The following is a 26,405-nucleotide window of genomic DNA, read 5'->3' as shown; positions in this document are numbered from 1 at the left end:
TTTTTGAACGGATTGAATTTTCTTAATAGAAAGCAGGGACAAAATGAAAAAGCAGGAAAAACCGCAAGCAGAAGATCGTATTTTAGCTGCTAAAGATCTAGTCATTGATTCCATAGCTGAAACGATGGATCTCTACGGCATTACACGAAGTGCAGGTATTCTATATGGAACGATGTATTTAAATGAGGAAATGACACTGGATGAAATGCGTGAAGAGCTGCAAATGAGTAAGCCGAGTATGAGCACGGGTGTGAAAAAGCTGCAAGACATGAATATTGTCAAAAAGACGTTTCACCGTGGCCGAAGAAAACACAGCTTTGTTGCGGAAAAAGACTTTTTTAAGTTTTTCACGAATTTCTTTCCGCAAAAATGGGAACGTGAGGTCGAGGTCAATTTAGCGGCAATTGAAGAAGCGCAAGAGCGGCTTCAAGAGGTGTCGCGTGATGATCAGCTGGAGGAGCATTTAAGAGAAGAAGCGCAGCAGCTCATTGAGCAGCTTGAAAGCTCAAAAGCCTATTATGACTGGCTGAGACGATTAGCCCATTCTGTTCATTCTGGTGAAATTTTTGACTATATTCCGATTGAACAGAAAGAAAAATAGACGATGTGATTACGTTTTACAGCTTGAATTCCACAGGAGGATTGATTATAATAAATTATGTCGTCATACCTCGGGGCGTTAGTTCAGTGGGAGAATATTTCGCTGGCAGCGAAAGGGTCAGGGGTTCGAATCCCCTACGCTCCATACGAAAACCCATTCTTGAGAAATCAAGGATGGGTTTTTTATGTACATATCTCTTACAGTTCTGTTTGTTCTTTGTTTTTTCTTAATACCTTTATGATGCGGTATGTAATCACAGAAAGATAAGTTAGGATGAGAATGATTGTGTAGGACACAGGGAAATCGCTCGTCATTCCGTGATAAATGAAATAGATGAGCAGCACTGACAGCATGATGATCTGGAACAGTTCCTTTTTCATTTTTCTCTCCTCTCATGATAGTGATTTGGTTGATTATATCACACATGATGTCATTTTTTGTTAGCTATCAGCAAGGAGGTATTTCCTCACTTGCTGATAGCTTTTTTTATAGATCATCACTTCTTCTGTAGTTGTTCGATTTTGTTCTTCGTCTTCGGTCCGTAAATTCCGTCTGCAGCTAAGCCGTTCATGAGCTGGAACCGCTTGACCGCATTCGCTGTTTTCGGTCCATAATAGCCGTCAATCCCGTTATTTTTTGCCCCTTTGTCTGGGTAAAAATAGAGAGAAGATAAGGCTTTTTGCACGGCTGTGACTTGAGGGCCTTTTGTTAAGGGCTTGGTGACTTTTAAAATGCCAGATGGCAGATTTGACGATTTCTTTTTGGAAATGGGTGCTTTGTGGCTCAAGCTTTCTGCCTGAACTGGTTTTCTTGTGCTTTTGCTGCCGGTATGCGCTGTGGCTATGCCAGCTTTAAACTGATCCCACCGTCCGAGAAGTTTCCTTGGACATTCTTTCCCGCTCCAATGTTTATGAGGCACTACATTTGATAAAGGAATCCCCAAATCTTCTATCAGCTTTCGAATGAGCCATTGGGCATTTTCAACTGCTTGTTCAAAATTGCCGTCTGCATTTTCACAAATTTCAATTCCAATTGATTTCATATTGCCGGTGCCTCTGCCATCCCCTGCGTGCCAACCGTTTTCGTTTAACGGTAAATGCTGATAAATCACCTGATCATCAACAGTGTAATGCCAGCTGACACCGGTACTTGAACGTGCAACAAACGCTGCATGACTGGCCGCATTAGCACCTTTTGCACTGTTTGAAGTATTATGCACCGTAATATAGAGCGGCTTCATCGTGTTTCCTGGTCTGTTGCGATGTTGTTTTGGGATCAATGCTTGAATGATTTTCACCATGTCGTTTCTCCTTCAAGTATTATTTTGTTAGCCCTCTTTGTTTCAGAGCATCTTTTTGTAATTGGCCTTTGTAGGTCACATAATTGTTTTTAAACCAAGCGATAACTGCTGTGACCATAGTAAAAATCGTAGAACCTGCCACATAAAGTGCTTCACCTGCGGTTTGTACTTGCTCCTCACTAATCGGCAGCACCGTCTGTCCAAACATGACAAGCGTTTGATTGATCAGAGCAATAAAAAGAAGCACTGTGCGAATCACAGTGCCTTTGTCGAATGTTTTCATGAGTTTTCCTCCTATTTTAAATTTCGTTCTATTTTGTCGAGTTTGTCGATCACGACGTCATACTTTTCACTAAACTTGGCTAGCACATCATTTTGCGCCTCGATTTGCTCATTGAGTTTGTTTTCTCGTTCCTTTGTGGTGTTGAGAACATAGAACAGAATCCAGCAAAAGAGAACGGCAAATGGGCCTTGGGTCATTAAGTTTTGAACAACATCTACTTCCATTGGAATCACCTTCTTTCCGACAAAAAAATAAAGCCATTAGGCTTCGTATTTGTCTCCTGTTATGTCTTGGTAGTGATCTGTGAGTATCCATATTAACTACACAAAAAAGCTTTAGTAGTTTCATTATATGATGACTACCATAGTGGAATTTCCTCATTAATTTCAATACGCGTTACCTTTGACGGATCGTTTGCAATTAATCCATCAAATTTTAGACTACCATCTTTAGATAAAGACATCCTTGCAGACCCGTATGAACCAACCGTCGCACAAGTGAAAACAGTTAAAGAGGAAGGTTCATGCGTTAAACGTGCAATTTCTGTTTCATTAGCCGAAACTATTTCAAATGATCCTCTCAAATATAAAATATTTTGTCTGACAGAATATTTCAATGGATTGGCTGAATATTGTTTTATATTACTATTGAGATTTACATTATACCAGGCAGCATTTAAATCAGAAGACGTGAGATGTTTTTCCCATTCAGTCCATGTATAGTCAGTCTTCCTAATTCTATAAAAAGAGTTCAGACCATTCACTGCATCATATATAGTTTGTAACAGGGTATTCCCATAACTGATAACAATCATAAATGCCCTTTTGATCTCTTTTGGACCATTAAGGCCCGCATTATAAATGAGATACATTCCTGTTTCTGTCATTTCGTTATAGTCGGTGGTTTCACTTATGCTTTTGTAAAAGGGTTGACCGTTATCTCTTGTTATTTTATGGAGCTGACTGTTGTTCCATTTATCTTTTTCAGCTGCTGTCGGAATCTGAGTCCAAGTGATAGATAAGTGGCTAGAATTATAGTAGAAGTAATATGCATTACCTGAAGTATCTATCGCAAAACCTGTTCCAATGTTATTTTGTCCCACTGTCTGTATCCCTCTAATGGCAAATTGTGAAGGGCTATCCTCTATTCCACTGGGCGCATAAAATGTACATGTCCCTTTGTCTTTAATTGAGTCATAAATTTTTGAACCGACAGGAATATTTATAAGATGTACTCCGTCATCACCTGTAATTTTATACAGCTGCGACTCATTCCATTTCTTTTTTTCTACTTCTGAAGAGTGCTGTCTCGAATCATCGATATGATTAGTTAATTGTTCTGATATATCAGTGTCGTTATGAATCAGTATTTTCAACATATCGTTGAATAGATCAGCATGAGCTTTATCACTCGTTTCAAAAGAACGAGGAGTTTTTATATCCAATGTGTTCTCTCCTTTCTACAACTCCATAAATTGTTTCAATGAGATTGAGGATAAGTTATGATTTAATGGTTGATTAACCTAAGCCGCCGGAATCACCTTTTTACGGTAAAAAAAATAAAGCCATTAGGCTTCGTATTTGTCTCCTGTTATGTCTTGATAGTCATCCGCCGAGATCCAGCCGATGCTTACATAAAATGCAATGTCCTCTGGGCCGTAACATTGCCAGTCCCAAAATTGTTTGATATCTGCTACAGTTGGAAACATCATTCTGAAGTCCCCCCTGTCTGCATAGCCAATAGCTGCGTTAATTGTTTAGATAATAAAGCATTTTGTTTCTTTAAAAGTTCTATATCACTTGGCGGGAAAGGGGCTGGTTTTAAGCTATCTATATACTCCTGTGTTGCAGATTCATACCATTGCTGTTTTTCCACATCAAAAGCTGCTTTATAAAAAGAAGGATTATTGGGTGGAGCAATTGTTGTGCATTGATCTGGAATGATATAATTTCCTTCATCATCCCTCTCAAACACTACTATAGGTCTGACCAATTCATTTTGATGATTGTACTCATAAACTTGTATCATACTATCACTTCCTTAATTTAATGGGACGACTGTGTCTAAATAGTAGCCAGTTACTGCACTTTCATTCGCTGCCAGTAAACCAGTTAGCTTTAGCTCTCCTGTCTTATATATAAGTAATTTACTATGACCGGTTGTACCTGATACGGGAACTGATACTACTAGGCCTTTATCTGGTAAGCCCGTACTTGGAATACTTCCACAGATAACTTCTCTATTTGCTTTTAGGTGACCTCTCAACAATAATAAATTTCCCCATCTAGTATATTCAACTGGTCTATCTCCAATAGAAGAACCGCTGCCTAAGGTAACATTTAGCCACTTGACATTTTCAAAATCAGCATCAGTTACTAATTTTTTCCACCCTTTAAAGACACCATCAGTATGAACAGTCCCGAACCAATGAGTGTTGTCGAAACTTCTGATGACATGAATGCTCTTTCTACCATTTACAGTTTCTAAAATATCGATATTAAACCAAGAAGAATCATTATCGACAGGCATATTTAAAACATTAGATCCAACAGCAAAGTAAAATCCGGATGGCAGCGTTAAAATATCAGTACCTATTGGCATTGAAAGTCTTAATCCCTTTGAGTTTAATAGGTTATGGTCATTGAGACGTTTCCAACCGCTCCACTCTTGTTGGGTACCTGTTACATCAGTTGTTGAACGGTTAATATAGACATCTCCTGTATTGTTTGCACCGATGACCCAGCCGTAGGTATTTTCACTAAAAACAGACAAAGCCCTCATGGAACTTCTTGTCGGAAGATCTGGATGTGCTTCATGGATGTACCATGAGTGAACTCCTGGCAATTTTATCAGCTTATCTAAAATGCTAGGATCATCTGCATTAATTCTTTCAAAAGCTTTTCCATCATCAGCAGTGATTTTAGACAATTGTCCTGCATCCCATTTATTTTTTTCATTTTGAGTCGGCATCTGCACCCAGTTGATTCCAATGTCTTTTACATAATAGGAAAAATAAAATGCATTGCCTAATGTGTCAATTGCGATTCCTACACCAATATTGTTTTGGCCTACAAGCTGGAAGCCTCTTAATGCAGCGTTCCCAATAGCAGGAGAATCAACTACTCCAGAACCTCCTGGGGCATAGAATGAGCAGGCACCTAGCTCTTTAATTCCTTCATAAATACTGCCGCCGGCAGGGATATTGATCAAATGGGACCCGGTATCATTTGTCAGTTTATATAGCTGTGATTCATTCCATTTCTTCTTTTCTGAATCAGAGACGTGAGGGTTTGTATCTTCTGCATGATGATGAATTTGAGCTAATAGGTCTGTATCATTTTCAATCAAGATCTGTATCATCTTATTAAATAAATCTGCATGCGCTTTGTCACTTATCTCAAAAGAACGCGGTGTTTTTAAAACCATCTTTCTCCCCCTTATAAAGTTTTAAAGTGATTTCAACTCTTTTATATCACGTAATATCTGTGTCATTTGTTTGGTTAAAAAGGCATTTTGCTCCTTTAATATTTCAAGGTCATTAGGTAATGGTTTTGTTTTTAGGCTATTTATATACTCTTGCGTAGCTGTTTCCTCCCATTTCCGTCTTTTGGGGTCAAATTTTGCAATATACGATTCAACAGGAGGGGGTACATCGGTAAAACCTTCAGGAATTTTTTCATGTTCATTGATGAGTTTCTCTTCACCAGGCACATAAATTAATTGATCATTATATTTATAAATCCACATTTTAGTTCCTCCTATAATGTACTGAATCTGATTAAAAACGTAATGAATTCTGTAGGATTGGCAGAGTTAGAGGATAATTGTACACATACTCTTCCGTCGTTTGTAATAAATGTCCGATGATATTGTGGTATCCCAGATGTACCAAGACTAGAAGCAACCCCCACATAATAAACAGACTGTTTCGGGCGGTATCCCTCTGGAAGGACAAAAACAGGGACTTCACCTAAGGCACCATCTCTAACAGCACCGTTTATCTCCACTTCTCCCAAAGCATTTTTACCGAAACGTATAGGCAGCGCACTTGAACTATATTGTTTCCATCCATTTAACAGTCTAGGTGTGATCCATGTAATTTGTTGATCAGCTTCACTCAAATTACGTCTCCAACCTTGCCAGCCTAAATTTAGATCGAGATAATTCGTAAACATGTTGTTTTTGTTATCAATGGCAATAACCCATCCATAAGTTCCTTTATTATTACTATCAGACGAAGTGAAATGATAAAACCCTCTGGCAGATGACTCAGAGGGATTATCTTTTGCACCAGCCACAGAATAAAAGGTGCCGAATGTTTTACCAGTTTCAGATATTTTATCTAGAAGACTATCTGCAGCATCTACAGATACACGAACACCACCCGTGTCATTAGTAATTTTAATTAATTGACTTCCATTCCATTTATTTAAATCGTTTATACTCGGAAGAGGTGTCCAAGTAATAGTTGTATGACCATTATTGTAGTAAAAGCTGTATGCCTTCCCTGCTATATCTACCGCAAAGCCTGCCCCTATGTTATTTTGGCCTACTATTTGCATACCTCTTAGTGATATATTTGACGATGATGGAGAATCTTCAACTCCAGGAGCTGCGTAAAATGTACATGTTCCTTTATCCTTAATTGCATCAAATATTTTTGAATCAGCTGAGACATTGATAAGCTGCATACCGTTATCAGCAGTTATTTTATACATCTGCGAATCATTCCATTTTTTCTTTTCTTCTTCAGATGCATGTGAGTTCATATCTTGTGTATGGTTGGTAAGCTGTTCTAACAGTCCATTGTCGTTTTCAAGCAAGGTTTGAACCATTTCATTGAATAAATCAGCATGAGCTTTGTCACTAGTTTCAAATGTTTTCGGTGAATTTATTTCCATTTAAATCCCTCCATTAATAAATATCATCAATCTCAAAAACAAATTCGATGTCGCCATCTTTTTGTTTGTCTGTCATGGTGCGGATGGCGGTGAATTTACCGTCTTCGTCGACAAGTGCTAGTTCGTTGATCACTTCTCCTGCCAGTTCTCCTTCCGCGATCGTGCAGGTGTAGCGGATTTTTGCTGGTTCCATAAAAGTAAACGAATCAATATTTTTTTGAACTAGTTCTTTTTTGAGTTTTTGTTCAGTGCCGTCTAGAGAGATCGGTTTTCCATCCTTCGTTCCCCCATTTCCAAAGGCCATTTTGACGACTTTTGTGAGTTTTGTTCCTTCGGCTCTTGCCTTTGCCATTTGTTGACGTGCATACAGTGTTGTTACGGTTAATTGATCAGCCATTGTGATCCTCCTTATAAATCTATTTTTTTAGAAGTTGCTGCTAGCATTTTTGATCCGTCCAGTGGAACAGATCCATCGAGAATCCAGTAATGATCCTTGATCAGTAAGCTTCCATCCTGCTCAGTTTGGACATGTACTGGCAGACGGAACGTCATCTTCTTCTTGGTTTGATGCTGGAGATGATTTTTTGTGCGTAAAGTCAATGCCGCTCCTTGCTTCGTTTCATGTACCGCTCCATTCATGACATAGTTCATGCGATATGCTGTGTCTGACTGATGTTGAAGCGGCATTCTCATGTTTAATGAGTGCTGAAAACGAGCAGGCACATCCGTTGTCCCTCTTGTTCCGCTGAGATAAAACGTCCCATTTAAGACAAATTCACCATTGAGTAAAATGGGGATATGATCGAAAAAACCCACTCTGCTGCGCAGTGTGAGCCTCCCGTGATGATCATTTTTTTCATGTACATCAGTATGATGAAAAGCCGTGAACGTATAAGCCAAGTGTGCGGGTTTTAACGTTTCAAGTATTTCTACAATATATCTCGTGTTTTGCAAATCATCTAGGTTCACACGTAAAGCGAAGTGATAGCGATTGGTTGTGAGACGGATGACAGCACTTGGATTCTTGAGAAAGCGATTGACTGATTTCTCTAATGAAAGGTACGTGATTGGGGGAATATTTGACATCATATTGAGTAAGCGTGCCCTGCGCAGTTCAATTGAATCATCTGATTCCCGCTGCACCTTCAGCATTCTTTCCCATCTATTCAATCCCCATGTCGCTGTTAGAGGAAAGAACTGATCCGTTAAGTCGAAAATAGATTCGTCCAATCCCTCAAATTCCGGTGCCTCTGTCTTGAGCAGGTGATCAACTTCATAAATCTCTGTAAAATATGGCGGCAGGTAGTTTTTCATTTCATCCTGTTTGCTCAATAACCTTCACCTGCCTAAGACGCGGAATCTCAATGTCCTGTAATACTAAGTTTTTCGACTCTCCATTCAATAACACATCTGCATAATCTGACACACTTTCTGAATGGTACAGAATATCATTTAAGGCGGACATTCGAATGGTACTCTTTTCAAATGCGATTGATTTCAACAGTGTCTTGACCTTTTCTTCTATTTCTTTCTGAGCGCCTTCAAGGGTCCAGTCCATTTGAAGTTCGACAGCCACTTCAATGTCGATATCCAGCCATTTGGCGCTTTCAACGGTTGCTTTCGAGCCTATAGGCGCTTGTCCTTCTCCTTCACCTGGCACTGGGTCGATATATTCCTGTACCCTTTTGACAAGAAGGTCTGATGCAACATCTAGATTGCCATCTGTGATGACAATTTTGACTGTCCCTTCTCCGTTCCAAAGCGGGAACACTTTCGCTCTGCCAACACCGGGCACTTCCTCAGCCCATTTTTTATAATGCGCCCTGTTGGCACTGACAGCCTCCCGCCTCGCACGTATTAAATATCGATCATATAAAGAAGCGTCATCTTCCTCCTCTTGACCTGGTATCACCAGTTCTTTCATCTTAATCGATTCAAGTCCTGGAATTGTATCAAGTGACAGCAGCGGCTGATCTGTTAATTGAACATTGCCAGCTTTACCAGGTGTCTCGCATTCTAGCGTACCATCCTTCGAATACTGGAAATAAACGTCTTCAATAAAAAAACGTGAGCCAGCTGGTATGTTGATATTGTTTGGCTGAATGACCGCTGACCAAACCGCTTTAGTGGCTGATTTTCTTTCGATCCCTACTTCAGCAGCCCGCCGATCTAGAAACTCTCCTTGTGCTGTGTCTGCAAAGACCAGCTCAAACACTTGGTCAAGCCAAATATAGGACTGGGCCAGTTCAGCGGCAGCAGGTGCCAAGGCATTCCAAATGACGCTGTTTTCTCTTTTATCTATATCATCTGGCAGTCTATCCAGCATTCTTTCCATTAATGCTTCGTACGTCTGTTCCTCAAACATCGCCCTCCATCACCTCCTCTATTTCTAATGTGCCCTCATCTGTGACAATCGCTAGTTTGACATGAAACGAGTCATTTTGTTTTGTGACCTCTAACTCTTCAATATGATCAATCCGTTCGTCAACGAGCAGTGCTTCCTCTATCAGCCTTGGAATCTCCATTTCTTTGTATTCATCCGTAGCTTCTGTATCCGTCAACAGCTCCTGAATTTCAGATCCAATGTCGTGGCTGTAGATAGGATGTGCATACCGCTCTGTCCTAAGTGTCATATAAATAAATTGCCGGATTGCCTCAATACCTGAAATGGTTTCGCCTGTCAGTCTGCCAGTTTCAAAATCTATTCGATACGTCGTTGAGGTTTCGACCTCTTCATCTTCTTCTATTTCCTCGATTTCTTCCTCTGGTGAAAGTGCCACGTTCATCACCTCCCTTACAATTTGTCGATGATGTAAAAGGACTGGCCTCCTGCCATTGCAAGCACCATAATACTGTCTCCCCTTTTCAGCTCATCATCCTCACCCTTATTTAAGCGCTTCGGCCAAATCAGTAATTCTTCTGGAATGATCAGCTTATGATTTTCATTTAATCGGATGCTCAGAGGGGAAACTGCCGTGACTTCTCCGATAACAAGATCAATTGGCGATTCTGCGTCTACTGCATTTACTGCTAATCGTTTAATCGCTTCACTTAATCTCACGCTTGATCACCCTTTGGCATGGAATTTTTCTCAACAACATCAATGGTCATGGTGTGTTTCACCCCACTGAATTCATGTTTGTCTTGATCGATCCAGTAAGTTTTTTTTACGTTGATTTCAGGAATTTTCAAATAGATTGGGAGACCGCTTTGCAGCTCAGGAATTCCTAGGGCTTGTATACTTTTGACTTCTTGTTTGACGCCTTTTTTCTCTGCCAGCCGTACTTTGGCTCTTTTTTGCAGCTGCGGCTGGTTGATTTGCCCAGTGACTGTCTCAACATGCTGTAAAATACCGTATTTATTCTGACCGGCTTTATCCTGTTCAATCACCACAATCTCGGATTTACTGCCTTTTTTCTTATTCTTCCCCTGTTCATCAGCTGACGTACGCATCTTGACACGAGTGGCTGTCTCTTCGATCGAGGTGCTGTATTGATAGCTGATGAGATTGACGCCTGATTCAATGACCCAGACGTCCTCTGGATCAGGCCAGGCTCTCAGCCCCATCTTGCCTTTAGCAGAATAGATTTGATAGTTTCTTCCTGTTTGCCGCTTCGTTTCTTTCAATGCTTTCAATATCATGTCATACAAGCTCGTATCATTTTTAAACACTAGTGATTTTATGACATGTCCTGTATTGGCGATGGAGGTCATTGGAATTTGAAAGTCAGCTCCAATCCGCCTTAAGATTTGATCTGCTCTTTGATTTGAAAAAACATAGACATCTTGGTTTTTTACCAAATATTGAAGCATATCGTATGCGGTAAACATCAGCTTTCCTTCAACAGGCGTCCGGGAAAAAACAATGCCTCTAAACAGCTCTTTTCCTTTCCATTTAAAAAGAACCGTGTCCCCTTCCGAGACACGGTAATATGTTTGACTGCCTTGCTTTGTGATAATATTTGCCTGAATTGAGCGAGGGGCTTGATACCTTTGCCCCTGAAGTGTCACACTCTCTGTGACAAGCTCATACATGGTGCCGCTTCTGATGGCAAAAAGCTCGATCAATGCCAGCCCCCCTATTGTGGTATTTTTAACCTTTGTCCAGGGAAAATCCAATGCCCCGGCTGCTTAATATTGCGTCTGCTACGTTTAATCATCGCTGCTTTATTGGCATTCCAAATACGCCGCCATTTTGTACTGTCGCCATAAAACCTGCCAGAAATGGCCCATAGCGTATCCCCTTTTTTGACGGTGTACATTTTTGGTGGTGTTTTTGAAGGCCGTTTCTTTTTGGTTTGTTTTGCTTTTTTCTTCCGTTTGATTTTCCTAGGCGATGCAGTTTTGTATTCCTTTAACTCGATCGTAAATTCACGATCTCCAATATCATATGACCCTTCCTTGTGGGTGAAGCTTTCAATGCTGCACGTCATATTGATTTTTGTTCCAGTTACAATCAACCGCACGGATTTCTTTGAACGCATCATTCGTTCAATTTTCGCGATCGCATTCTCTGGTGATGGAATGCTTTTATATTCAGCAATCGGCGAATATTTCTTAGGAAATAATGAGGTGAATGATACTTGTTTCGCCGATGGTACGTCAATAAAGGTCAGTTCTCCAAAAGAGGCGACCTTTACTGTTTCATTTTGTACGTTATTTGTGATTTCGAGTTCGGATGGAAGGACAGGGAATCGCAACTTGTCCTTTCCTTGGGAAATCCACAATTGATACACTGATTTACCCATCAATTACGACCCCCTTCGTTCCTGTATGAATCTCTACTTCTAGTTCATCTACAAGCATTTGTTTGATTTTTTCGACTAGCGATTGCTGATCTTGTCCATTATGGAAATGCTGATCTCCATTGAATTGAATCGTGATTTGTTTATTACCTGGCGATGTTGTACTGCCAGTAGGCTGAGCTGAGGTAACTTGCTGCATCTGTGCTTCTGGTAAAGGAGCAGATGCATTTGATGGATCATAAACTTGCATCCCAAGTGCCTTGGCTGCCTGCGTCAATAAATACCTTCCGCGAATGCCTCTTTCCTCAGGAATAATCCATTCGCGCTTGTTTCCTTCACCGACTCTAGCAACCTGCTCTTGAGTAATCAATCCGCCATTTGCGTAGCCTTTATAAGGGCCGCCTCTTCTCATACTTCGTAATCCCGGTGTGTTGAAGACTGTTCCATATCTTCCCTTAATGTAGTTAATGGCTGCTACGGCATTATGAATTGGGTTCCAAATGTCATTCATGCCCTTGCCTTTATTGGAATTAAAAGTCGGTCCAATGGTTTGCATTAATCCTTTAGAAGGTGTTCCCTTTTTGGCGTTAGAGTCCCATAAGTTGATTGCTCTCGGATTTCCATTTGATTCATGCTGCGCGATGGTCATCAGACCTGGAAGCCAGTTCATAGATGTGCCAGTTGCCATCAGAGCTGCCATCAGCCATTGCTGAACACTAAGACCTGAAGCCCCCATCCCGCTGAAGGCACCAATCAATGAACCAGCCTGATTTTCAGCAAATTTTTTCACATCAACTGAGTCAAGCCCTTTGACGACACCGATCGATGCAAATTTCCCAAGACTCATCATGACGCGTGAAGGGGAATGAATGTCTAATTCCTCTCTAAACGCCTGCTCTACTTTCATCGCCATTTCTTTGGCCGCTTGCGTGACTTCGCTTCCTTTGGAACGCATGCCGCTGTTAAAGGCGTCAATCATTCCTGAGCCCCAGCCTGGTGATTCTTGTTTCGCTTGCAGGAATGGTTGTTTAATGTTTTGATCTACGTATTGGCTCGTGCCAATTGATGTAGCATTTTGACCTGCTGCAAAACCACTAACCGTTCCAGAACCCCAAGTGGGTGATGCTGTCATGACTTGTTGGTAGGGTGCTTTTACACGACTTTGTAAAAAGCTATCTGTTCCTGTTGGTGTCATCTGCTGGCCATTTGCAAAGGCAGAAACCGTTTGCTGACCATACTTTCCTGAGTCTGATGTCAATTGACCAAAAGGCTGCTGAATATTCTTTTGTTTCCATTGATCAAGAGAGATGACTTTACGATTTAATCCTTGTTCAAAATCGCTATTAAATTGCTCGCCAATGCTAGAGGCTTGAATGTTCGCATTCAATGAGACTGATCCGCCTCCGCTCATTGAACCTACAGAAGATGATGGAGTTGTAGGAGCTGGGGAGCTTGTCACTTGAGTTCCTGCCGCTCCGCTCGGTACAACAGACATTCCAAGTTGAGAAGCGGCCTGTGCAAGAAGCATCTTTCCGCGTCCTCGGTTATTTTGAGTTGGAATAACAAATTCGTTACCTGCTTCACCGACCCATGATAAGGTTGGTTGGGTGATATAACCGCCTGTGGCGTTATTATCAGCACCTCCAAAGACATGTTTCAATACAAAATCAACCCCACCGCCAGCCTTATCAAAAATCTTTTTGACCCAGCCAAACGCTTTAGAAAACCCATCACCAATAGCTTCTGCTACTTTTACAATTGGCTTTTGAATGTTGTCCTCAAACCATTTGGATAATCCATCCCATATATCTGTCACAACTTTATACGCTTCTTCAAACTTTTTACCGAAACTGTCTTTAATGGTTCCTACCGTATCTACAAGTGGATTCCACACATTTTCCATAAACCATGTCGATACAACTCCAAAGATTGATTGTATCTTTTTCCATGCATTTGATAATGCTGTCCAAATTCCTGTAGCGACTGTAACAACTGTGCTGCTTAGTGGCGTCCAGACGTTCTCGATAAACCAGCCTGCGACTGCACTGAACGTTTCTTGAATCCATGTCCATGCATTGACTAGACTTGACCAAATGGTCGTGGCTACTGTAACGACTGTACCGCTTAACGGCGTCCAGACGTTCTCGATAAACCAGCCTGCGACTGTACTGAATGTTTCTTGGATCCATGTCCAGGCGTTGACTAGGCTTGACCAGATGGTCGTGGCTACCGTAACGACTGTACCGCTTAACGGTGTCCAGACGTTTTCGATAAACCAGCCTGCAACTGTACTGAATGTTTCTTGGATCCATGTCCAGGCATTGACTAGATTTGACCAGATGGATGATGCTACTGTGACAACCGTACTGCTTAATGGTGTCCAGACATTTTCTGTGAACCAAGTCGCAACTGTTGACCAAACTTCAACAATTTGGTCTTTGATTTCAATGGCTTTTTGACCAATCTTTTCAAATCCGCCGCCATCAAACCATTTTCCGATCGTTTCACCGATAGATTCGCCGCCCATACTTCCAGCGATGCCGCCTACTAGACCACCGATGGCTGTACCTACTCCTGGAACTACGCTTCCAATAGCTGCACCTGCTGCTGCACCTGCCATTCCGCCGGCAATACCGCCTCCAGTCGTACCGATCTTTTCACCAGCATTCTCTTTTTTCATACCGATTAAATTTGTTGCGCTAAGTAAACCACCTAGAATAGGTACTTTCTTTAATAATTTACCGCTCCCTTTACCGATATTTTTCACCGCATCTCCTAGTCCACTTAACCCCTTGCCACCTTTCATTAGACCCGTAAGTCCGCCAACTGAAGCTGCGATACCCGCACCTTTCTTTAGACCACTAGGGATTTTTCCAAATAATTTACCTGCATTTGATTTCAGTTTCCCTAATTTACTTGGAGGCCTTCTATTCATTTCGGTTCTTGATGTGGCATTTGGATTTGTTGATCGTCTCGGTGAACGGCCATTTTTCGCTTTAGTAGATCCTCGGCTGCTTATACCTCTTGCACAACAAGGGCAACAACTACTGCGAAACAAACCTTTTCCACCTCGCGGCTTAGGCTGCGTTTTAGGAGCCGAATTAGATGGTGTTGATGTTGGTGCCGTCGTTGGAACTGTTGTTGGTGCCGTCGTTGGTGCTGTTGTTGGCGCCGGAGTCGTACTGTTGTTTTCACTTGATTGATCACTTGTACCAAAGAGGCGATCTAATCCAGTCTTCACCAATTGATCTAGTTTTTTTTCAGGATTAAATTTAATCTTCTCTTTAATTCTTCCGATCACATCTTGTTTGTACTCTTCCATTTTATTTTCAACCCAAGGAAGTGCTTTTTCATCCCAAAACTTTCTAGGACTCAATTTTTCCTTCACTTTGTCTGCAACGTCACCTGCATATTTTTGAATTTCATTTAATCCTTTATTGGCAAAGTTTTGGAGCCAACTCTGTTTAGGTTCATCCGTTTTAACTGACGGACTAGCAGTCTCAGGCTCTTTTTTTATGGTTTTTTCTTTCACAACAGACTCTGCCTGATCTCGTTTTTTCAACTTACTTTTTGCATTGTCTTGAACAGACACTCTGATTTCGTGTTTGGACATTGTCAAGCTTTTGAGTGTCTTTTTGATTCGTTGAATTGCAGCGGTGGCTTGGTCAACCATGTTTAATCTCATATAGTACGTTCTGTTGATGAGCTGAAGGATTGATTTTTTGATCGATGACATTTTCGCTGACAATTGATCGTTTAGTTTAAACGTCAGCATAATGGGACTTGTCCCCATTTGTTTCAAACGATCTATGTTGGATTTAATGACATTCAGCCCCTTCGCTTGAAAGGATATGACCAGATGATTTGGAATCATATTTAACTGATTGTTCAATGCTTTTAGATCCCGATAGATTCCTTGATCCAGCCTCATAGAAAATACTGAAACTTTCCGCAGTGATAAAGTGAGGTTTCTTAATTTCTTTTCATCCATTTCCAGACTTATTTTCACTGGTTTTCTAAATGGTTTGAGCTGCTTCTCAAACGTTTGAAATCGTTTTTGAATGCGTAATAACTTCTTCGACACCCGGTCTTCTAATTCAAATCGTGCTGTAAGTTTCGCCAATTATTTACCTCCTTTCTTTGCTTCTTTTTCTAGCATGTCTAGCTTGTAGCTGATGAGTCCGAAAAGGAATGCTTTGAACGGTCTTGGTGATTCGTATAATTCCAGGAGTTCAGATGGGGAGTAGTGAAGCTCGTGCATCGCGTAATATAAAAACACCGCTTCTTTATCCCCATCTTTTATTAGTTTTTTGCTGCTTCTTCTAAATCTTCAATTTCATCTTCGAATCCGTTGATTTCGATCGCTTTGTTTAACCAGTTCGCATATTCACCGCCTACTGACAGGACACGTTTTGCTACTTCAACTGGATCTTGTGTGCTGTAGGCTTCTCTTAATTCCTTTGAGCGGAAATCTGGATAAATCGTCGATTCAATCGCAATACGTGCGTAGAAGCGCTGGCTGTCTAAGTCTTTCACGCGTCCTCTGCCTTTGACATTTTTGAAGGTTGTGTTTTCTTTTTCCAATTCATCAATACGTTCAGTTGTAATAGCTTTAAAGACAAAAGGAATGACATTTCCTTTTTTATCAACAAAACGCTTAGAAATCGGTACTTTGACTTCTTCCGCTTCTACTGTTTGTCCTGGCATAAAAAATGAAAGATCAAATGTTTGTTTTTCACTCATGTTTAAAAACTCCCTTTGTTATGTTTTTTTGAATGCAAAAAAGCACATCCATTTTTGAATGTGCTTTCCAATCTTTTCATGTATCATTTAAATTGTACAAGTGAACGGCTTGCTCAAGGGCGTCTGGCTCATCCCCGATAGGAAGGGGGTGATGCATATGTCAACATTTGAAGCGATTTCCCTTATGCTTTTATTCGGGATGTTTATCTTTACTTTGTTGACGTATATAGACAAAAAATAGACTCCCCTTGAGCTGTGGAAGGTTAAAGGGAAGTCTACCTAAAGAACCTATTCGATAAGCCAGCCCCTTGAAGGGCCTCATTGTACATTGCCGGGATGTTAGAGCATCCTGGCTTCTTTTTATTTTATGCAAATTGCTTTGCAAGTAAACATATTTTAATGAATCGAATACAAGACGTTACCAGACGAAATGAAGACGGCATCAAGACGGTTGTATTACAACTGCATTATAGCATATTCAGCTGTTATTTAGCTAATTAATTAGCTAATTTCCTCCACTTTTCTTAGAATGTATTCTTCAGTTTTTCAGGCAGGTCAAAGTCCTCGAATGTGAAAGGAACTTCTTCTTCAAGTGCCTCTGAATCAACATCCAATCCAGCGATTTTAGCAGAATCAAAGTTGACATCAAATAATGTCACACGCTCAGTGCCACGGCCTGATGATTTATCGTCAATTACCGCTTGAAGAGTGAAATATGGATCTTCTCCTTTTTTCACATAATTGAGCATTAATTGAACGAAACGGGACGTAACTTTATAGAATGTTGCCGTTCCTGTTCCATTTGCTCCCGTTGTTTTATGGCCAGTCATTCGGCGGCCCATGACGTTGACTTCTGATTTGTTTTTCTCCACGTTTGCTTCGAAGGTTTTGATAAATGCAAGTTCCTCACCTTCTAAGAAAAGACGACCTTCTTTACCTGAAATTGTATTTTGCGCTTTAAAAGCCATCTTACTTCACCTCCACATTGAAATAGAATTTTTCTGCTGCATCTACTGGCTGAACCGCTAAATCGATGATAAATCCATCACGATCTTCATTGAGACCGATCACGATATCTGTTTCTGAATTAAAGCCTGTAATACCGCTGCCATCTTGAAGCTGTGTGAGATACTGGGTAATCAGTGTTTTCACAAGCTGCACACCATCATCTGATGCTGGAATGTCATTGCCATTGGCTTTACGTAATTTAATCAGATTTTTTAATTCGAATGTTAAATCATTGTTGATCGCATCAAGCACACGAATGATTTTGTTTTTCGCCATTTGCTGGTTCTTTTCAGCTGTGAAGCTTGTCAAGGAGTTAATATCTTTTTCAACACTCACCGTGCGATCTCGCGCATCAAAGGTGAAAAGGAACTCCCCTTGAGATAATCGGTATTCGACTTGATCATTGTCAAGGCGTTCTAATGTATCGACTGCTCCTTCGTATTCAACAAAGGTCAGTGACTGATTGAAATTTGCTCCGGCACTTGCACCTGCGACCCATGCTGTTGTTTGAGCAGGTGTTAGTTCGGTTCCATCTTCGAGTACAACACCGCTTGTCACATTGATGATTCCTTCTTGGTCAGCTGCATAATTCGCCACAACCCCTTGCACCTTACGTCCTTGCTTATCACGCAAACGCTCGATAAATGAAGCGAAGGTTGCTTTTAATTGCTCACTATTATCGACTGGAAGGGCAATGACATCGAAGTATTCTGTTTCTGCTGCTTCTAGGAAAGCTGTATAATCTGCGACACTTGCCACCCCGTTTTTACCGCCGCTTAGTGCCACACCAGCTGTGATAACAGCTTCACCTTCACCAGAAAATTGAACGTATTTGTTTTTCACAAGATCTTTGACATCAGTGACAACCTGTTTATCCACAATGTCTGTTCCAAGATAAGTGATCACATCGCGTTTTGTGCTATCAAGTACATTTTCGGCGACTTGTACTGTGATCTCATTTCCTTTTTGGCCGCCATAATTTGCTGTGACGACAAAATTTTCAGCAATTTCGGCTTTGGCCGGCTCTCCTTCATTGAGACGGTAAAGCAAGACCGTTTGCGCTTTTTTCTTTGCTTCACGGAAAAGAAGAAGTGACTTATCATCAATGTTGAGTCCAACCTTTTTATTTAAATCTTCCATATTTGAAACGGAAATAAAGGTTTTTGGTTCTCCCCAGCTCATCACAAGGGGAAGTGCCACCGAACCTCGATCGCCTAAAGTAATTCGCTGCTCTGCTGTTGTTTTAAAATTAAAGTAAATGCCAGGACGCTTTTTCTCTGTACCTGGTGTAAAAGTGCCTCCGTTCATCCTTTAAACCTCCTTGGACAAAAAAGCATCAATGTGCTTTTTCGCTTCTGTTTTTGTAATTGGTTGATGTTTGATATAAAAAAGAGCCCCTTCAAGGATTTCTGGTTTGACCCCAAAAAGATCCTTACTGTGCTCCTTCAAGGCTTCAAATGAAAAGCCAAATTCTTTTTCTTCGCCGGCTGTTTGAGCAGGCTGAGCATGTTTAGTCTTGCTCACGTTTGATCACCCCATCTGAAAAGTTGATGTCTTCAAGGCTTGCCTCTTTGTCGCGGTTATACCAATAGCTGCTATCCCACGTCAGGACAATCGCTGCTACGCCTTGATCTATCATTCTTGTTTCCACTCTTTTTATGCGGACATAATCATCAAGCACCTCTCCGTCTTCACTCATCATCTGAATGATTTGACGATCAGCAAGCAATGCATCAACAATTGTTTCTGCCGCATCATGTGCTTTTTCTGTATCAATATGAAAGACTTTCACTTGCAGCGAATAAGATTTCATAAAGGTAGAGACCGTATCTGGACCACTGATCACTGTTACAGGCGGCACATAAACGGATGGCACTTGAAAGCGTTCTGGCAAAAGACGATCATACATTGTCACAGGAAAGTGTGTGTAGATATAATGCATGATTGCCCCGACTTCTTGATTCATTCCATCACCTCCCAAAATGTCGATCGAACCAGCTTTGCAGCTTTCGATCCAGCGACTGTTCAAACATTTGCTCATAGAGCATGACAGCATGATCCCAGTAGCCATTGCCATCAATCCATTGAGAGGCAAGCATCATTCCGGTACTTGCATTCGGATCATATTCAAATCGGCTGCCAGTCCATCTGCCAGGCACCCATCTTCGCTCTCCACTTGAAGAAGTGGCATGTCCGTCATTGACATAGGAGGCATATTCAAGCTGCGTTCCCACTTCAAGTGTGAGACCGCCTTTTGAAATGAGAAAATGATTCTCCTTATCGCCTTGTGTAAAGGAACTAAGAAGCCGGCCTGTATCGACAGCATTCTCCTTGATTAATTCATCCTGAATGATGTCTAAAAACTGCAGGCCCATGTCCTCCAGCCAATCTTGATATTCTGCCTTTAAGCCGCCATCACCCGCTGTCTGCAACTGTGAAATCAGCCGGTCAAGTCCAGCAATTTTCATAGATTTTCCTTCCTGACTGCTATCACTTCGATGTGATGATTTTTCACTTTTTTAGGCTGCTGTAATTTGAGTGACACGCCATTCCACACCATTTTGTCATGCAAGCGAATATCACTTGCTAAAGGAAAATGGACAAGATAGGATTGATAAATGACTGTATTCGGCTCTTCTTGCACAAGTGACTGGTTTTTTTCTATGACATAACAAGCAAGATCGGTCAGGCTGGGAGCATCGGGATAGGAAAGTGTTATTTGTAAATCATCAGCTGGAATTCCAAATTTCCCGCGGGCGGAATCCTGCTGTTCAAGGTGAAAAAGATCACAGCGGTCTGTTAATAGAGATTGATAGCTCATAATGACCTCACCTTTAACTTGGCACTGCCGCCGGTCAATGTTGGTTCAATGTAATCTACAAGCAGGGCATATACATAGGGTCTGCCTTTGACTTGATCAGCTGCCTTCGCATATGAATAATCGCCCATTTTCTCTGACGTAAAGCCTTTCATCATAGATTCATCATCATTCAGCATGGCAAAATATTGGGCCATTTTTAATAATGCGATTCTTGCTTTTTCAGGGAGGGGCTGATATTTTTCGCTTGAGAAATCGTGACCTACGATCTGAAATACCGCAGCTTCTGCTTCGATAATATCTGCTGTCAGTCTTTCCACAGATCGATTTTTCACACGATCAAAGACAGAATAGGCTTGCAGTTCTTCAGCAGAAATGATCATGGCCTGCCGTCACCTACTCTTTCACTTTCATCACTTTTGCTACAGCATCCTCTTCCTCAAATTTGCTGTCTAGCTTCGCTGTGAGGACAATAATAAATTTACGGCTGCGAATATCTTTTTCTACTTCAATTCGAATATGACGAGAGAAACCTACGATAATATTTTTAGGGTGTGTCAGCAAAATATCTGATACGTCTGTTCCCGCTTCGTCATATGGCTGCATATTGGCAAGACCTTTGACCGGCACACCAAATGCAGAAGAAAGTCCGCCTTGAATGGCCGCATCTCCAAGGCCTGTCTGGCGGTTTGCTACTTGATCCTTCCATTCAACTTCTAAGCTTGGGGATGTGTAGAAACGGAAATCCTGAGGTACACGTAAATATTTTGACGGCATCGCTTTATAGGCTTGCTTAAACATTTGGCGGCTGATTTCCGCTCCGTTTGCATCTACGATATGAGAAACTGCTTGTTTTCTCACGCCATCCATTTGAGCTAAAAATGGATCTGCTGAAGTCGTATCGCCATTGACGATGAGCTCTTCAATGTCAACGGCTGCTCGTTCAGCGAGCATTTGCATAATCGTCTGCTGAATTCCGTCTTTCTCAATATTGTTTTCAATGCTGTCATAGGTCATATGAATCTCTGCGATGACCTCTTTCGCATTTAGCTGGACAGTGCTTGTCGCTGGGACAACACGGTCTTTCGCATCAAGTGCTTTGCCTTCTTCTGCTGGGCGCAAAATACGCTGGCCAAAGCCGATTTTTTCGATTTTTTGTGAATCACTTTCCATTGGAATGATACGTGCATCATTTAAAACGGTTGGTGTATTTTGCATCATTCTAATGAATGTGTTGGATTGGGTTGCGTTCATGAGACCGCCGGTTTTTAAGCTGGCAAGTGTCATTTCGGCCTTGCGAATCAACTCTTGATTTCTCACACTGTTTCCTCCTTATTTAGGCTTATAGTAAGCCATCCCATATGGGCTTTGTACTGTCGTTTTGTGTATCGTGGATTGTTTGTTTTGACATACCGCGCGCTTTTTCAAGCATGTGAATCCGCTCTGAAATAGGCAAAAGCTGCTGCTGAAGCACTTGCTCAAGCGCTGCTTTTTCTCTGCTGGCTGATTTCTCTAAGGAAGAAAGCTGATGACGAATCGGTGCAACGACTTGCTCAAGCACCTTTTGGACAGGTTCTTCCTCTGTTTGATCTGTTTCCTGCTGTTCTGCCTGCTGTAAGACGTGTTCAATGGCCATTTTTGCTTTTTCAAGCTCTTGTACTTGCTCCGTTGTCAGAGCGGCATCTTGTTTTTGTACGGAGGCTGGCCTTTCACCAATCGTTTGAAGCACATCCTCTGTCTTCAAAATGTCCTGCACGATTGGCAGCAATTGCTCAAGCGCTGATCTTACACCCGCCTCATCACCATCACTTGACTGTAAGGCTTCCAGCAGATGATCTAAAACGCTCCAAAATTGTTGTGACATGTTTGCACCTTCCTCTTTCAAAAAGAAATTTTTCAGCAAAGAAAAAAGCCCTCTCTCATTTGTGCTTTGAGATAGGAGCTGATCTTGTTCTTCTATTGCTACGATGTCCGCCGTTCCAGCCATTGAATACCCTGTAATGTGGCCTTTCTGAATTTGATCCCAAATCTCTTGGGAAGCCTTTGTTACAAGTACCCAAGATCCTTTTCGAATCAGCTCACCGCCTACCTCAAAATCAGCGGGGGCAATGTATGATTCAACAACCTCGCCCACACCATGTTGAAAATCATGCTGCTTGTCAATGTGGCGGGCATCCTTCATAAAACCATGTGCCGCTCTTTCAATTTCTTTGGCAGACATAAAGTCTTGATGTGCATCAGGTGTATTCGGTTCATACACGACACCATACACAAGGCGATGAGCATCTTCTGCCTTTGTCAGCACACTAACCTCCTTTTGAAAGTCAGGCTGGCTTTTCTTTGCCTTCATCAAAAAGAATTTCTTTTTGTTTGCGGCTCTGTCCACATAGGAAACATGCGTAATTTTTGCGTTTTTTAATTCTCTTGGCATATGTTCACCCCCTTTCAAAAAAGCGCATGCGCTTCGGTTTATTTCTTCAGCTGATTCGCCTCTCGTTGAGGCTCTTGTTCGGCTGATGTCATGCGGCTTTCTAAAGGTCTGTGATAAAGATCCTCCGGCCATTCCTCTAACGTTTTCCCAAGGATACGTCCCGCTAGATCTCGCAAATCGTTTGGTGACACTGCCCCAGCCTGAATAAACGGTGTCAGAACCTTGGCAATCTCTAATGGATCTCTAAAGTCAGGACCATTTAATAGGAAACGAACATGCCAAATATCAAGATCCGGCAAGAAAAGGGTATTGAGCTTTCCTGTGATGAGATGCCGTTCAGGCTGAAATACCTGTTCTTCTGTTGTTTTTCGCGCCGTATCGGCTGTCGCTTTGTTATAGTCTTGAGACTCACCTGTGTAAATAGGCGGCAGGCGAAAAGCAGAGCGGATTTTGTTTCTTGTTTTTTCATCGTATTCTAAAAAGAGTGCATCTTCTTGCAAGATCTCTGCTAGGGATTTGAAGTTCACTTTGACATTTGAGACATCTTCTTCTCCAGTTAACCCTTTTTCCGTCGGGAGACCTTCGACTTCAAGCAATAGAAACTTATGTGCATGATCAGAGCCTTCAATATCGTCCATATAATCCTGAAGCTGCTGATAGGAAGATTCAGACAGCATTCCATTTTCGACAATGATGGCACCAGGTACATGCCGCCCTTGTTTAAAATAAAGATAGTTCAATTCTTCTGCCTTGCGTGCCCCATACATATTGACGATGTTGCCAATCCAGCGGGGAATTCCATACGTTCCACTGCCGATTTTAAAATGAATCACTTCTGTTGCGCGCAGCGGCTCTGGGGTGGTGTCATCGTATTTGCCTGTTTCACAATGTAAAATGCGCGGATCACCATACTCCTTGAAGAAGACTTTCTTTTCATTGATCACCTGCACATATTTACGGAATCGTTTCTTTCGATTCATTGTTTTCAATTCGCCGTTTTCTGTATACCGGAATTCAACGTCAACTGGCTCACTAAGCTTGCAAATACGGATATGGAGCGCATCTAAATACTCGATTCCTGCCGGCTTTCCCTGACCATCTCGGAGAACCTCTAAAAAACCATTCCCCGTTTTCTCCCGGTCTTCGATGACATAGCCAAGCACCACATCAGCAGACTCATCATAGTTCATGTATTTCGTAAACTCTTCAAGCCTTGTCCATTCCTTCTCTGCTGCTTTCTTTTTTGCCGGTTTCACACCTTCTGCATTAAAGTCAAAGGCATATTCTACACCAAAACCAAAGCCTAAAATATTGGTCTTATACGCATCAATACATTGCTGAAGAATGGTTGAATATTCTGCCATGCTTTTTAATTCATTGATATTGTAAGGCGGGGGAACAATGTCATCTTTTTCGTAGGAAAATTCATCTGCATACATTTGTTTTGTATGATCAGACATGTTTGCCTTCATAATGGTTGCTTTCAATTGTTTCATTGTATGGACCTCCTCTCTCTGTTTGGACGGACACGCTCTGAGGCGGTCTGCTTCAAATCTGTCACTTCATAATCATCCAGCGCATACCAGATGGCTGATAAAGTGTGCGGATCGATTTGAAATTCATCTTCCTCTAAGCGTCCATCCTTATCTGACTTATAGGTTAGTGATTGAAGTTCATAGATGGTATATGGACAAGCATCAGAACAAATAATTTTCTTAAAACGTTTGATCTTTTTTGTATACTGCAAACGTGAGCCTTGAAACTTATGTGCGGCTACCATTTGAAAGCCGCGCTGCCGAAAATAGTGAATGGTTTTAGGTTCGGCTGCGTCGGCTTTAATCAGTTCCTTTGATTCAATGAACTCTTTCAAGTCAATAGCTGTTTCATCATCTGTTTTCCCGCGGTCGTAATATTCCCAATAAATATATAAGTACTTTTTTTCATGATCGACAGCTAACCGAATGAGCGCATTGTATGATTCAACAAATCCAAAATCCATGCCTGCTCGTTTCAGCGGTCTGTCAATCTGCTGAATGGCTTCTAATACATCAGAATGGCTTCTCACCTCAAATTGAGGAAAAACCTTTGTGCCATTAATGCCGAAATACCCCTTCCTCGCAATACGATAGAGATCTGGATCATACTCTTTCAGCTCATCCAGCTGCTTCACGTAGCTTTTAGGAAGGAATAGGTTATCTTCCGCCGTGGAGTGATGGTAATACGTATCCTTGATGACAACGGTTCGCTTTTTGTATAAGGTTTCGTCATCTAAAACAAATCGCTTCAGCTGTTCATCTCTAAAAAAATGTCTGTACGTCCAATTATCCTGACCAACAGGATTCGTCGATAACATCATATAAAGCGGTAAGGATGGATGCCTCAGCCTTCCAAGCAGCTCTTTAAAGCCTTCATAAGAAACCTCTGAACATTCCTCAATCCAAATGATCGAAATGTTGTTGATCGATTTCAATTTTTCAGGCTTGTCCAGTCCTTTAAATAGGATGCTGCTGCCGTTTCGAAATGTTAGTGCAAGCGGCGAACTTCGGCACTTCACCACGTGGTCGATGCCGAGGTCGCTGACGATTTCTTGTAATAAAGAAAAGGTTGATTCGCGGTGCGTATCATACACTTCCCGAATGACAAGTGCTGTCCGCTTTTCTTCCAGCAGCTTTAAGACGAGCTTTAAAGCAATGTGATAGCTTTTAGAGGAGCCGTAGCCCCCTACTAAAAATTGAAACTTTTGATTCCAATCGAATAGAAAATGTTCAAAATGAGGATTGACTTCTTTTTCAATCAATGGCGTCATGAGTCGTCCTCTTTTCGCTTGATCATAATTTGAAGATCTTCCTCTTTTTCTTCACGCACTGCTTTTTTCGTTTTTTCGATCGTCAGTTCAATTTGCTTCAGCCTTAATCTTCGTTCATCCTTCGCATGTGCGAGCTCTTCAAACTGTTTTATTAGACGTCTGAGTTCACCCATTGCACGGGATTGTGCATTTAAAAACGTGGCATGCCGATCCCATGAAAATTGAAACGAGTATTCTTCTGAGGTCATGTCTAGTTCTGTCTGAATGCCTTCGCCTGTTTCTTCTAATGAAGAAGGCATGTATGCCGCCTTTTTCAGCTCTTTGATCATGTCCTCTTGATCTGCTACATACATGATTCGCTGCGCACGAATAATGGCTGCATATTGAATTTGAATTTGGTCCCAGATTAAATCAAGCGATGTGCGTCCATCCATTTTCTCCATGATTTCAATCGTTTCATCTGAAAGAAATTGATTGAAAATCGAGTGTGCTTGCTTTGACGAAGTTTTTTGTCTTTGCCATCCGTATCGCCTTTTCCACGATTTGACGGTATGGATCGAGACATTGTAATGATCAGCAATTTGCTGGTACGTCATCCCCTTCATATAATCCTGCTTGGCCTCTATCCGTTTATCTTTCATTTACATTCACCTGCCGCCTCCTTTTAATTCGAATGATTCCCTCTGAAGGAATCATTTGTGTAGGGCTAGCAAACTTCGTTTGGTCTTTCTAACTATAGGTGGCAACTGTAAGACAAGCTTTCACTGAT

34 protein-coding genes and 1 tRNA gene are annotated in these 26,405 nt (G+C 41.5%); 3 read left to right on the top strand and 32 right to left on the bottom strand.

The features are described from left to right. Positions 1 to 43 precede the first annotated feature (43 nt). Together cudC and M1D84_RS04745 are read left to right on the top strand one after the other, a co-directional pair. Positions 44 to 601, top strand: a complete 558-nt coding sequence (gene cudC / locus M1D84_RS04750; RefSeq protein ID WP_151039948.1) for a choline uptake/conversion transcriptional regulator CudC — start codon at positions 44 to 46, stop codon at positions 599 to 601. A 72-nt stretch (positions 602 to 673) separates the two neighbouring features. Continuing rightward, positions 674 to 745, top strand: a tRNA-Ala gene (locus M1D84_RS04745). 53 nt (positions 746 to 798) lie between these two features. Here M1D84_RS04745 and M1D84_RS04740 read toward each other — a convergent pair. The 20 genes from M1D84_RS04740 to M1D84_RS04645 all read right to left on the bottom strand — a co-directional run bounded on the left by M1D84_RS04740 (position 799) and on the right by M1D84_RS04645 (position 16,573). Continuing rightward, entirely contained in the window at positions 799 to 981 is a 183-nt protein-coding gene (locus tag M1D84_RS04740) for a hypothetical protein (protein WP_024423240.1), read from the bottom strand. Between the two features lie 116 nt (positions 982 to 1,097). Then, a complete protein-coding gene (locus M1D84_RS04735; protein ID WP_024423241.1) occupies positions 1,098 to 1,901 on the bottom strand; it encodes a peptidoglycan recognition protein family protein in 804 nt (267 codons plus the stop codon). 19 nt (positions 1,902 to 1,920) lie between these two features. Beyond that, positions 1,921 to 2,184, bottom strand: a complete 264-nt coding sequence (locus M1D84_RS04730; RefSeq protein ID WP_019743388.1) for a phage holin — start codon at positions 2,182 to 2,184, stop codon at positions 1,921 to 1,923. 11 nt (positions 2,185 to 2,195) lie between these two features. After that, the gene (locus M1D84_RS04725; protein WP_017367922.1) at positions 2,196 to 2,408 is read right to left on the bottom strand and encodes a BhlA/UviB family holin-like peptide; all 213 of its coding nucleotides are present in this window, start codon (positions 2,406 to 2,408) and stop codon (positions 2,196 to 2,198) included. A gap of 134 nt (positions 2,409 to 2,542) precedes the next feature. Then, complete coding sequence (locus M1D84_RS04720) at positions 2,543 to 3,628, bottom strand: pyocin knob domain-containing protein (protein ID WP_332284754.1); 1,086 nt, start codon at positions 3,626 to 3,628, stop codon at positions 2,543 to 2,545. Between the two features lie 123 nt (positions 3,629 to 3,751). Then, positions 3,752 to 3,895 (bottom strand): XkdX family protein, encoded by a 144-nt coding sequence (locus tag M1D84_RS04715; RefSeq protein WP_034624530.1) that lies wholly within the window; start codon positions 3,893 to 3,895, stop codon positions 3,752 to 3,754. Next, complete coding sequence (locus tag M1D84_RS04710) at positions 3,892 to 4,212, bottom strand: hypothetical protein (protein WP_332284755.1); 321 nt, start codon at positions 4,210 to 4,212, stop codon at positions 3,892 to 3,894. Before M1D84_RS04710 ends, M1D84_RS04715 begins: the two co-directional genes overlap by 4 nt. Before the next feature lie 12 nt (positions 4,213 to 4,224). Beyond that, the gene (locus tag M1D84_RS04705; RefSeq protein ID WP_332284756.1) at positions 4,225 to 5,610 is read right to left on the bottom strand and encodes a hypothetical protein; all 1,386 of its coding nucleotides are present in this window, start codon (positions 5,608 to 5,610) and stop codon (positions 4,225 to 4,227) included. Between the two features lie 21 nt (positions 5,611 to 5,631). Beyond that, entirely contained in the window at positions 5,632 to 5,931 is a 300-nt protein-coding gene (locus M1D84_RS04700) for a hypothetical protein (RefSeq protein ID WP_197202651.1), read from the bottom strand. 11 nt (positions 5,932 to 5,942) lie between these two features. Further along, on the bottom strand, positions 5,943 to 7,085 hold the full coding sequence (locus M1D84_RS04695; RefSeq protein ID WP_197202652.1) for a hypothetical protein: 1,143 nt from the start codon (positions 7,083 to 7,085) through the stop codon (positions 5,943 to 5,945). Between the two features lie 13 nt (positions 7,086 to 7,098). Continuing rightward, complete coding sequence (locus M1D84_RS04690) at positions 7,099 to 7,482, bottom strand: phage tail-collar fiber domain-containing protein (RefSeq protein ID WP_024423249.1); 384 nt, start codon at positions 7,480 to 7,482, stop codon at positions 7,099 to 7,101. 11 nt (positions 7,483 to 7,493) lie between these two features. Continuing rightward, positions 7,494 to 8,417 carry a YmfQ family protein gene (locus M1D84_RS04685; protein WP_332284759.1) on the bottom strand — a complete coding sequence of 308 codons (924 nt, stop codon included), beginning with the start codon at positions 8,415 to 8,417 and terminating at the stop codon, positions 7,494 to 7,496. Then, the gene (locus M1D84_RS04680; protein ID WP_332284761.1) at positions 8,401 to 9,450 is read right to left on the bottom strand and encodes a baseplate J/gp47 family protein; all 1,050 of its coding nucleotides are present in this window, start codon (positions 9,448 to 9,450) and stop codon (positions 8,401 to 8,403) included. The genes M1D84_RS04685 and M1D84_RS04680 overlap by 17 nt, the downstream gene beginning before the upstream one ends. Further along, positions 9,443 to 9,865, bottom strand: coding sequence for a DUF2634 domain-containing protein (locus M1D84_RS04675; RefSeq protein ID WP_332284762.1), 423 nt, complete (start codon positions 9,863 to 9,865; stop codon positions 9,443 to 9,445). Before M1D84_RS04675 ends, M1D84_RS04680 begins: the two co-directional genes overlap by 8 nt. A 14-nt stretch (positions 9,866 to 9,879) precedes the next feature. Next, positions 9,880 to 10,146 (bottom strand): DUF2577 family protein, encoded by a 267-nt coding sequence (locus tag M1D84_RS04670; protein WP_024423253.1) that lies wholly within the window; start codon positions 10,144 to 10,146, stop codon positions 9,880 to 9,882. Further along, positions 10,143 to 11,153, bottom strand: coding sequence for an XkdQ/YqbQ family protein (locus tag M1D84_RS04665; protein WP_332284764.1), 1,011 nt, complete (start codon positions 11,151 to 11,153; stop codon positions 10,143 to 10,145). Before M1D84_RS04665 ends, M1D84_RS04670 begins: the two co-directional genes overlap by 4 nt. Before the next feature lie 11 nt (positions 11,154 to 11,164). Further along, positions 11,165 to 11,833: a LysM peptidoglycan-binding domain-containing protein gene (locus tag M1D84_RS04660; RefSeq protein WP_149126340.1), complete on the bottom strand. Its 669-nt coding sequence runs from the start codon at positions 11,831 to 11,833 to the stop codon at positions 11,165 to 11,167. Continuing rightward, entirely contained in the window at positions 11,826 to 15,953 is a 4,128-nt protein-coding gene (locus tag M1D84_RS04655; RefSeq protein WP_458106423.1) for a transglycosylase SLT domain-containing protein, read from the bottom strand. The genes M1D84_RS04660 and M1D84_RS04655 overlap by 8 nt, the downstream gene beginning before the upstream one ends. Then, complete coding sequence (locus tag M1D84_RS04650) at positions 15,954 to 16,091, bottom strand: hypothetical protein (RefSeq protein ID WP_095357030.1); 138 nt, start codon at positions 16,089 to 16,091, stop codon at positions 15,954 to 15,956. A 41-nt stretch (positions 16,092 to 16,132) separates the two neighbouring features. Further along, complete coding sequence (locus M1D84_RS04645) at positions 16,133 to 16,573, bottom strand: phage tail assembly chaperone (protein WP_012011040.1); 441 nt, start codon at positions 16,571 to 16,573, stop codon at positions 16,133 to 16,135. A 151-nt stretch (positions 16,574 to 16,724) separates the two neighbouring features. On the opposite strand from M1D84_RS04645, the gene M1D84_RS04640 reads away from it, so the two are divergent. Then, positions 16,725 to 16,814 carry a putative holin-like toxin gene (locus M1D84_RS04640; protein WP_073207186.1) on the top strand — a complete coding sequence of 30 codons (90 nt, stop codon included), beginning with the start codon at positions 16,725 to 16,727 and terminating at the stop codon, positions 16,812 to 16,814. Positions 16,815 to 17,097: 283 nt separating this feature from the next. Here M1D84_RS04640 and M1D84_RS04635 read toward each other — a convergent pair whose 3' ends face one another. Genes M1D84_RS04635 through terS form a run of 12 tightly spaced genes read right to left on the bottom strand, consistent with a single transcriptional unit; the run spans position 17,098 to position 26,277 of the window. After that, positions 17,098 to 17,541 (bottom strand): phage tail tube protein, encoded by a 444-nt coding sequence (locus M1D84_RS04635; RefSeq protein ID WP_024423257.1) that lies wholly within the window; start codon positions 17,539 to 17,541, stop codon positions 17,098 to 17,100. A 1-nt stretch (position 17,542) separates the two neighbouring features. Next, positions 17,543 to 18,889, bottom strand: a complete 1,347-nt coding sequence (locus M1D84_RS04630; RefSeq protein WP_171464632.1) for a phage tail sheath family protein — start codon at positions 18,887 to 18,889, stop codon at positions 17,543 to 17,545. 3 nt (positions 18,890 to 18,892) lie between these two features. Then, on the bottom strand, positions 18,893 to 19,105 hold the full coding sequence (locus tag M1D84_RS04625) for a hypothetical protein (protein ID WP_034282476.1): 213 nt from the start codon (positions 19,103 to 19,105) through the stop codon (positions 18,893 to 18,895). Further along, entirely contained in the window at positions 19,092 to 19,547 is a 456-nt protein-coding gene (locus M1D84_RS04620; RefSeq protein ID WP_024425901.1) for a phage tail terminator family protein, read from the bottom strand. The genes M1D84_RS04625 and M1D84_RS04620 overlap by 14 nt, the downstream gene beginning before the upstream one ends. A 4-nt stretch (positions 19,548 to 19,551) precedes the next feature. Beyond that, a complete protein-coding gene (locus tag M1D84_RS04615) occupies positions 19,552 to 20,049 on the bottom strand; it encodes an HK97 gp10 family phage protein (RefSeq protein WP_025094219.1) in 498 nt (165 codons plus the stop codon). Beyond that, entirely contained in the window at positions 20,046 to 20,402 is a 357-nt protein-coding gene (locus tag M1D84_RS04610; RefSeq protein WP_025094218.1) for a YqbH/XkdH family protein, read from the bottom strand. Before M1D84_RS04610 ends, M1D84_RS04615 begins: the two co-directional genes overlap by 4 nt. After that, the gene (gene yqbG / locus M1D84_RS04605) at positions 20,399 to 20,782 is read right to left on the bottom strand and encodes a protein YqbG (RefSeq protein ID WP_024423261.1); all 384 of its coding nucleotides are present in this window, start codon (positions 20,780 to 20,782) and stop codon (positions 20,399 to 20,401) included. Before yqbG ends, M1D84_RS04610 begins: the two co-directional genes overlap by 4 nt. Before the next feature lie 13 nt (positions 20,783 to 20,795). Beyond that, positions 20,796 to 21,719, bottom strand: coding sequence for a phage major capsid protein (locus M1D84_RS04600; RefSeq protein WP_024423262.1), 924 nt, complete (start codon positions 21,717 to 21,719; stop codon positions 20,796 to 20,798). A 22-nt stretch (positions 21,720 to 21,741) separates the two neighbouring features. Further along, complete coding sequence (locus M1D84_RS04595; protein WP_034624551.1) at positions 21,742 to 22,830, bottom strand: XkdF-like putative serine protease domain-containing protein; 1,089 nt, start codon at positions 22,828 to 22,830, stop codon at positions 21,742 to 21,744. Positions 22,831 to 22,868: 38 nt separating this feature from the next. After that, the gene (locus M1D84_RS04590) at positions 22,869 to 24,326 is read right to left on the bottom strand and encodes a phage portal protein (protein WP_024425905.1); all 1,458 of its coding nucleotides are present in this window, start codon (positions 24,324 to 24,326) and stop codon (positions 22,869 to 22,871) included. Beyond that, positions 24,323 to 25,624, bottom strand: a complete 1,302-nt coding sequence (locus M1D84_RS04585; RefSeq protein WP_213404780.1) for a PBSX family phage terminase large subunit — start codon at positions 25,622 to 25,624, stop codon at positions 24,323 to 24,325. The genes M1D84_RS04590 and M1D84_RS04585 overlap by 4 nt, the downstream gene beginning before the upstream one ends. 8 nt (positions 25,625 to 25,632) lie before the next feature. Beyond that, complete coding sequence (gene terS, locus M1D84_RS04580) at positions 25,633 to 26,277, bottom strand: phage terminase small subunit (RefSeq protein ID WP_076839883.1); 645 nt, start codon at positions 26,275 to 26,277, stop codon at positions 25,633 to 25,635. Positions 26,278 to 26,405 lie beyond the last annotated feature (128 nt).

The organism is Bacillus sp. PK5-006, from assembly GCF_054161415.1.
The sequence above is the reverse complement of the archived record's forward strand: the minus strand, read 5'-3'. Positions and strand labels throughout refer to the sequence as shown.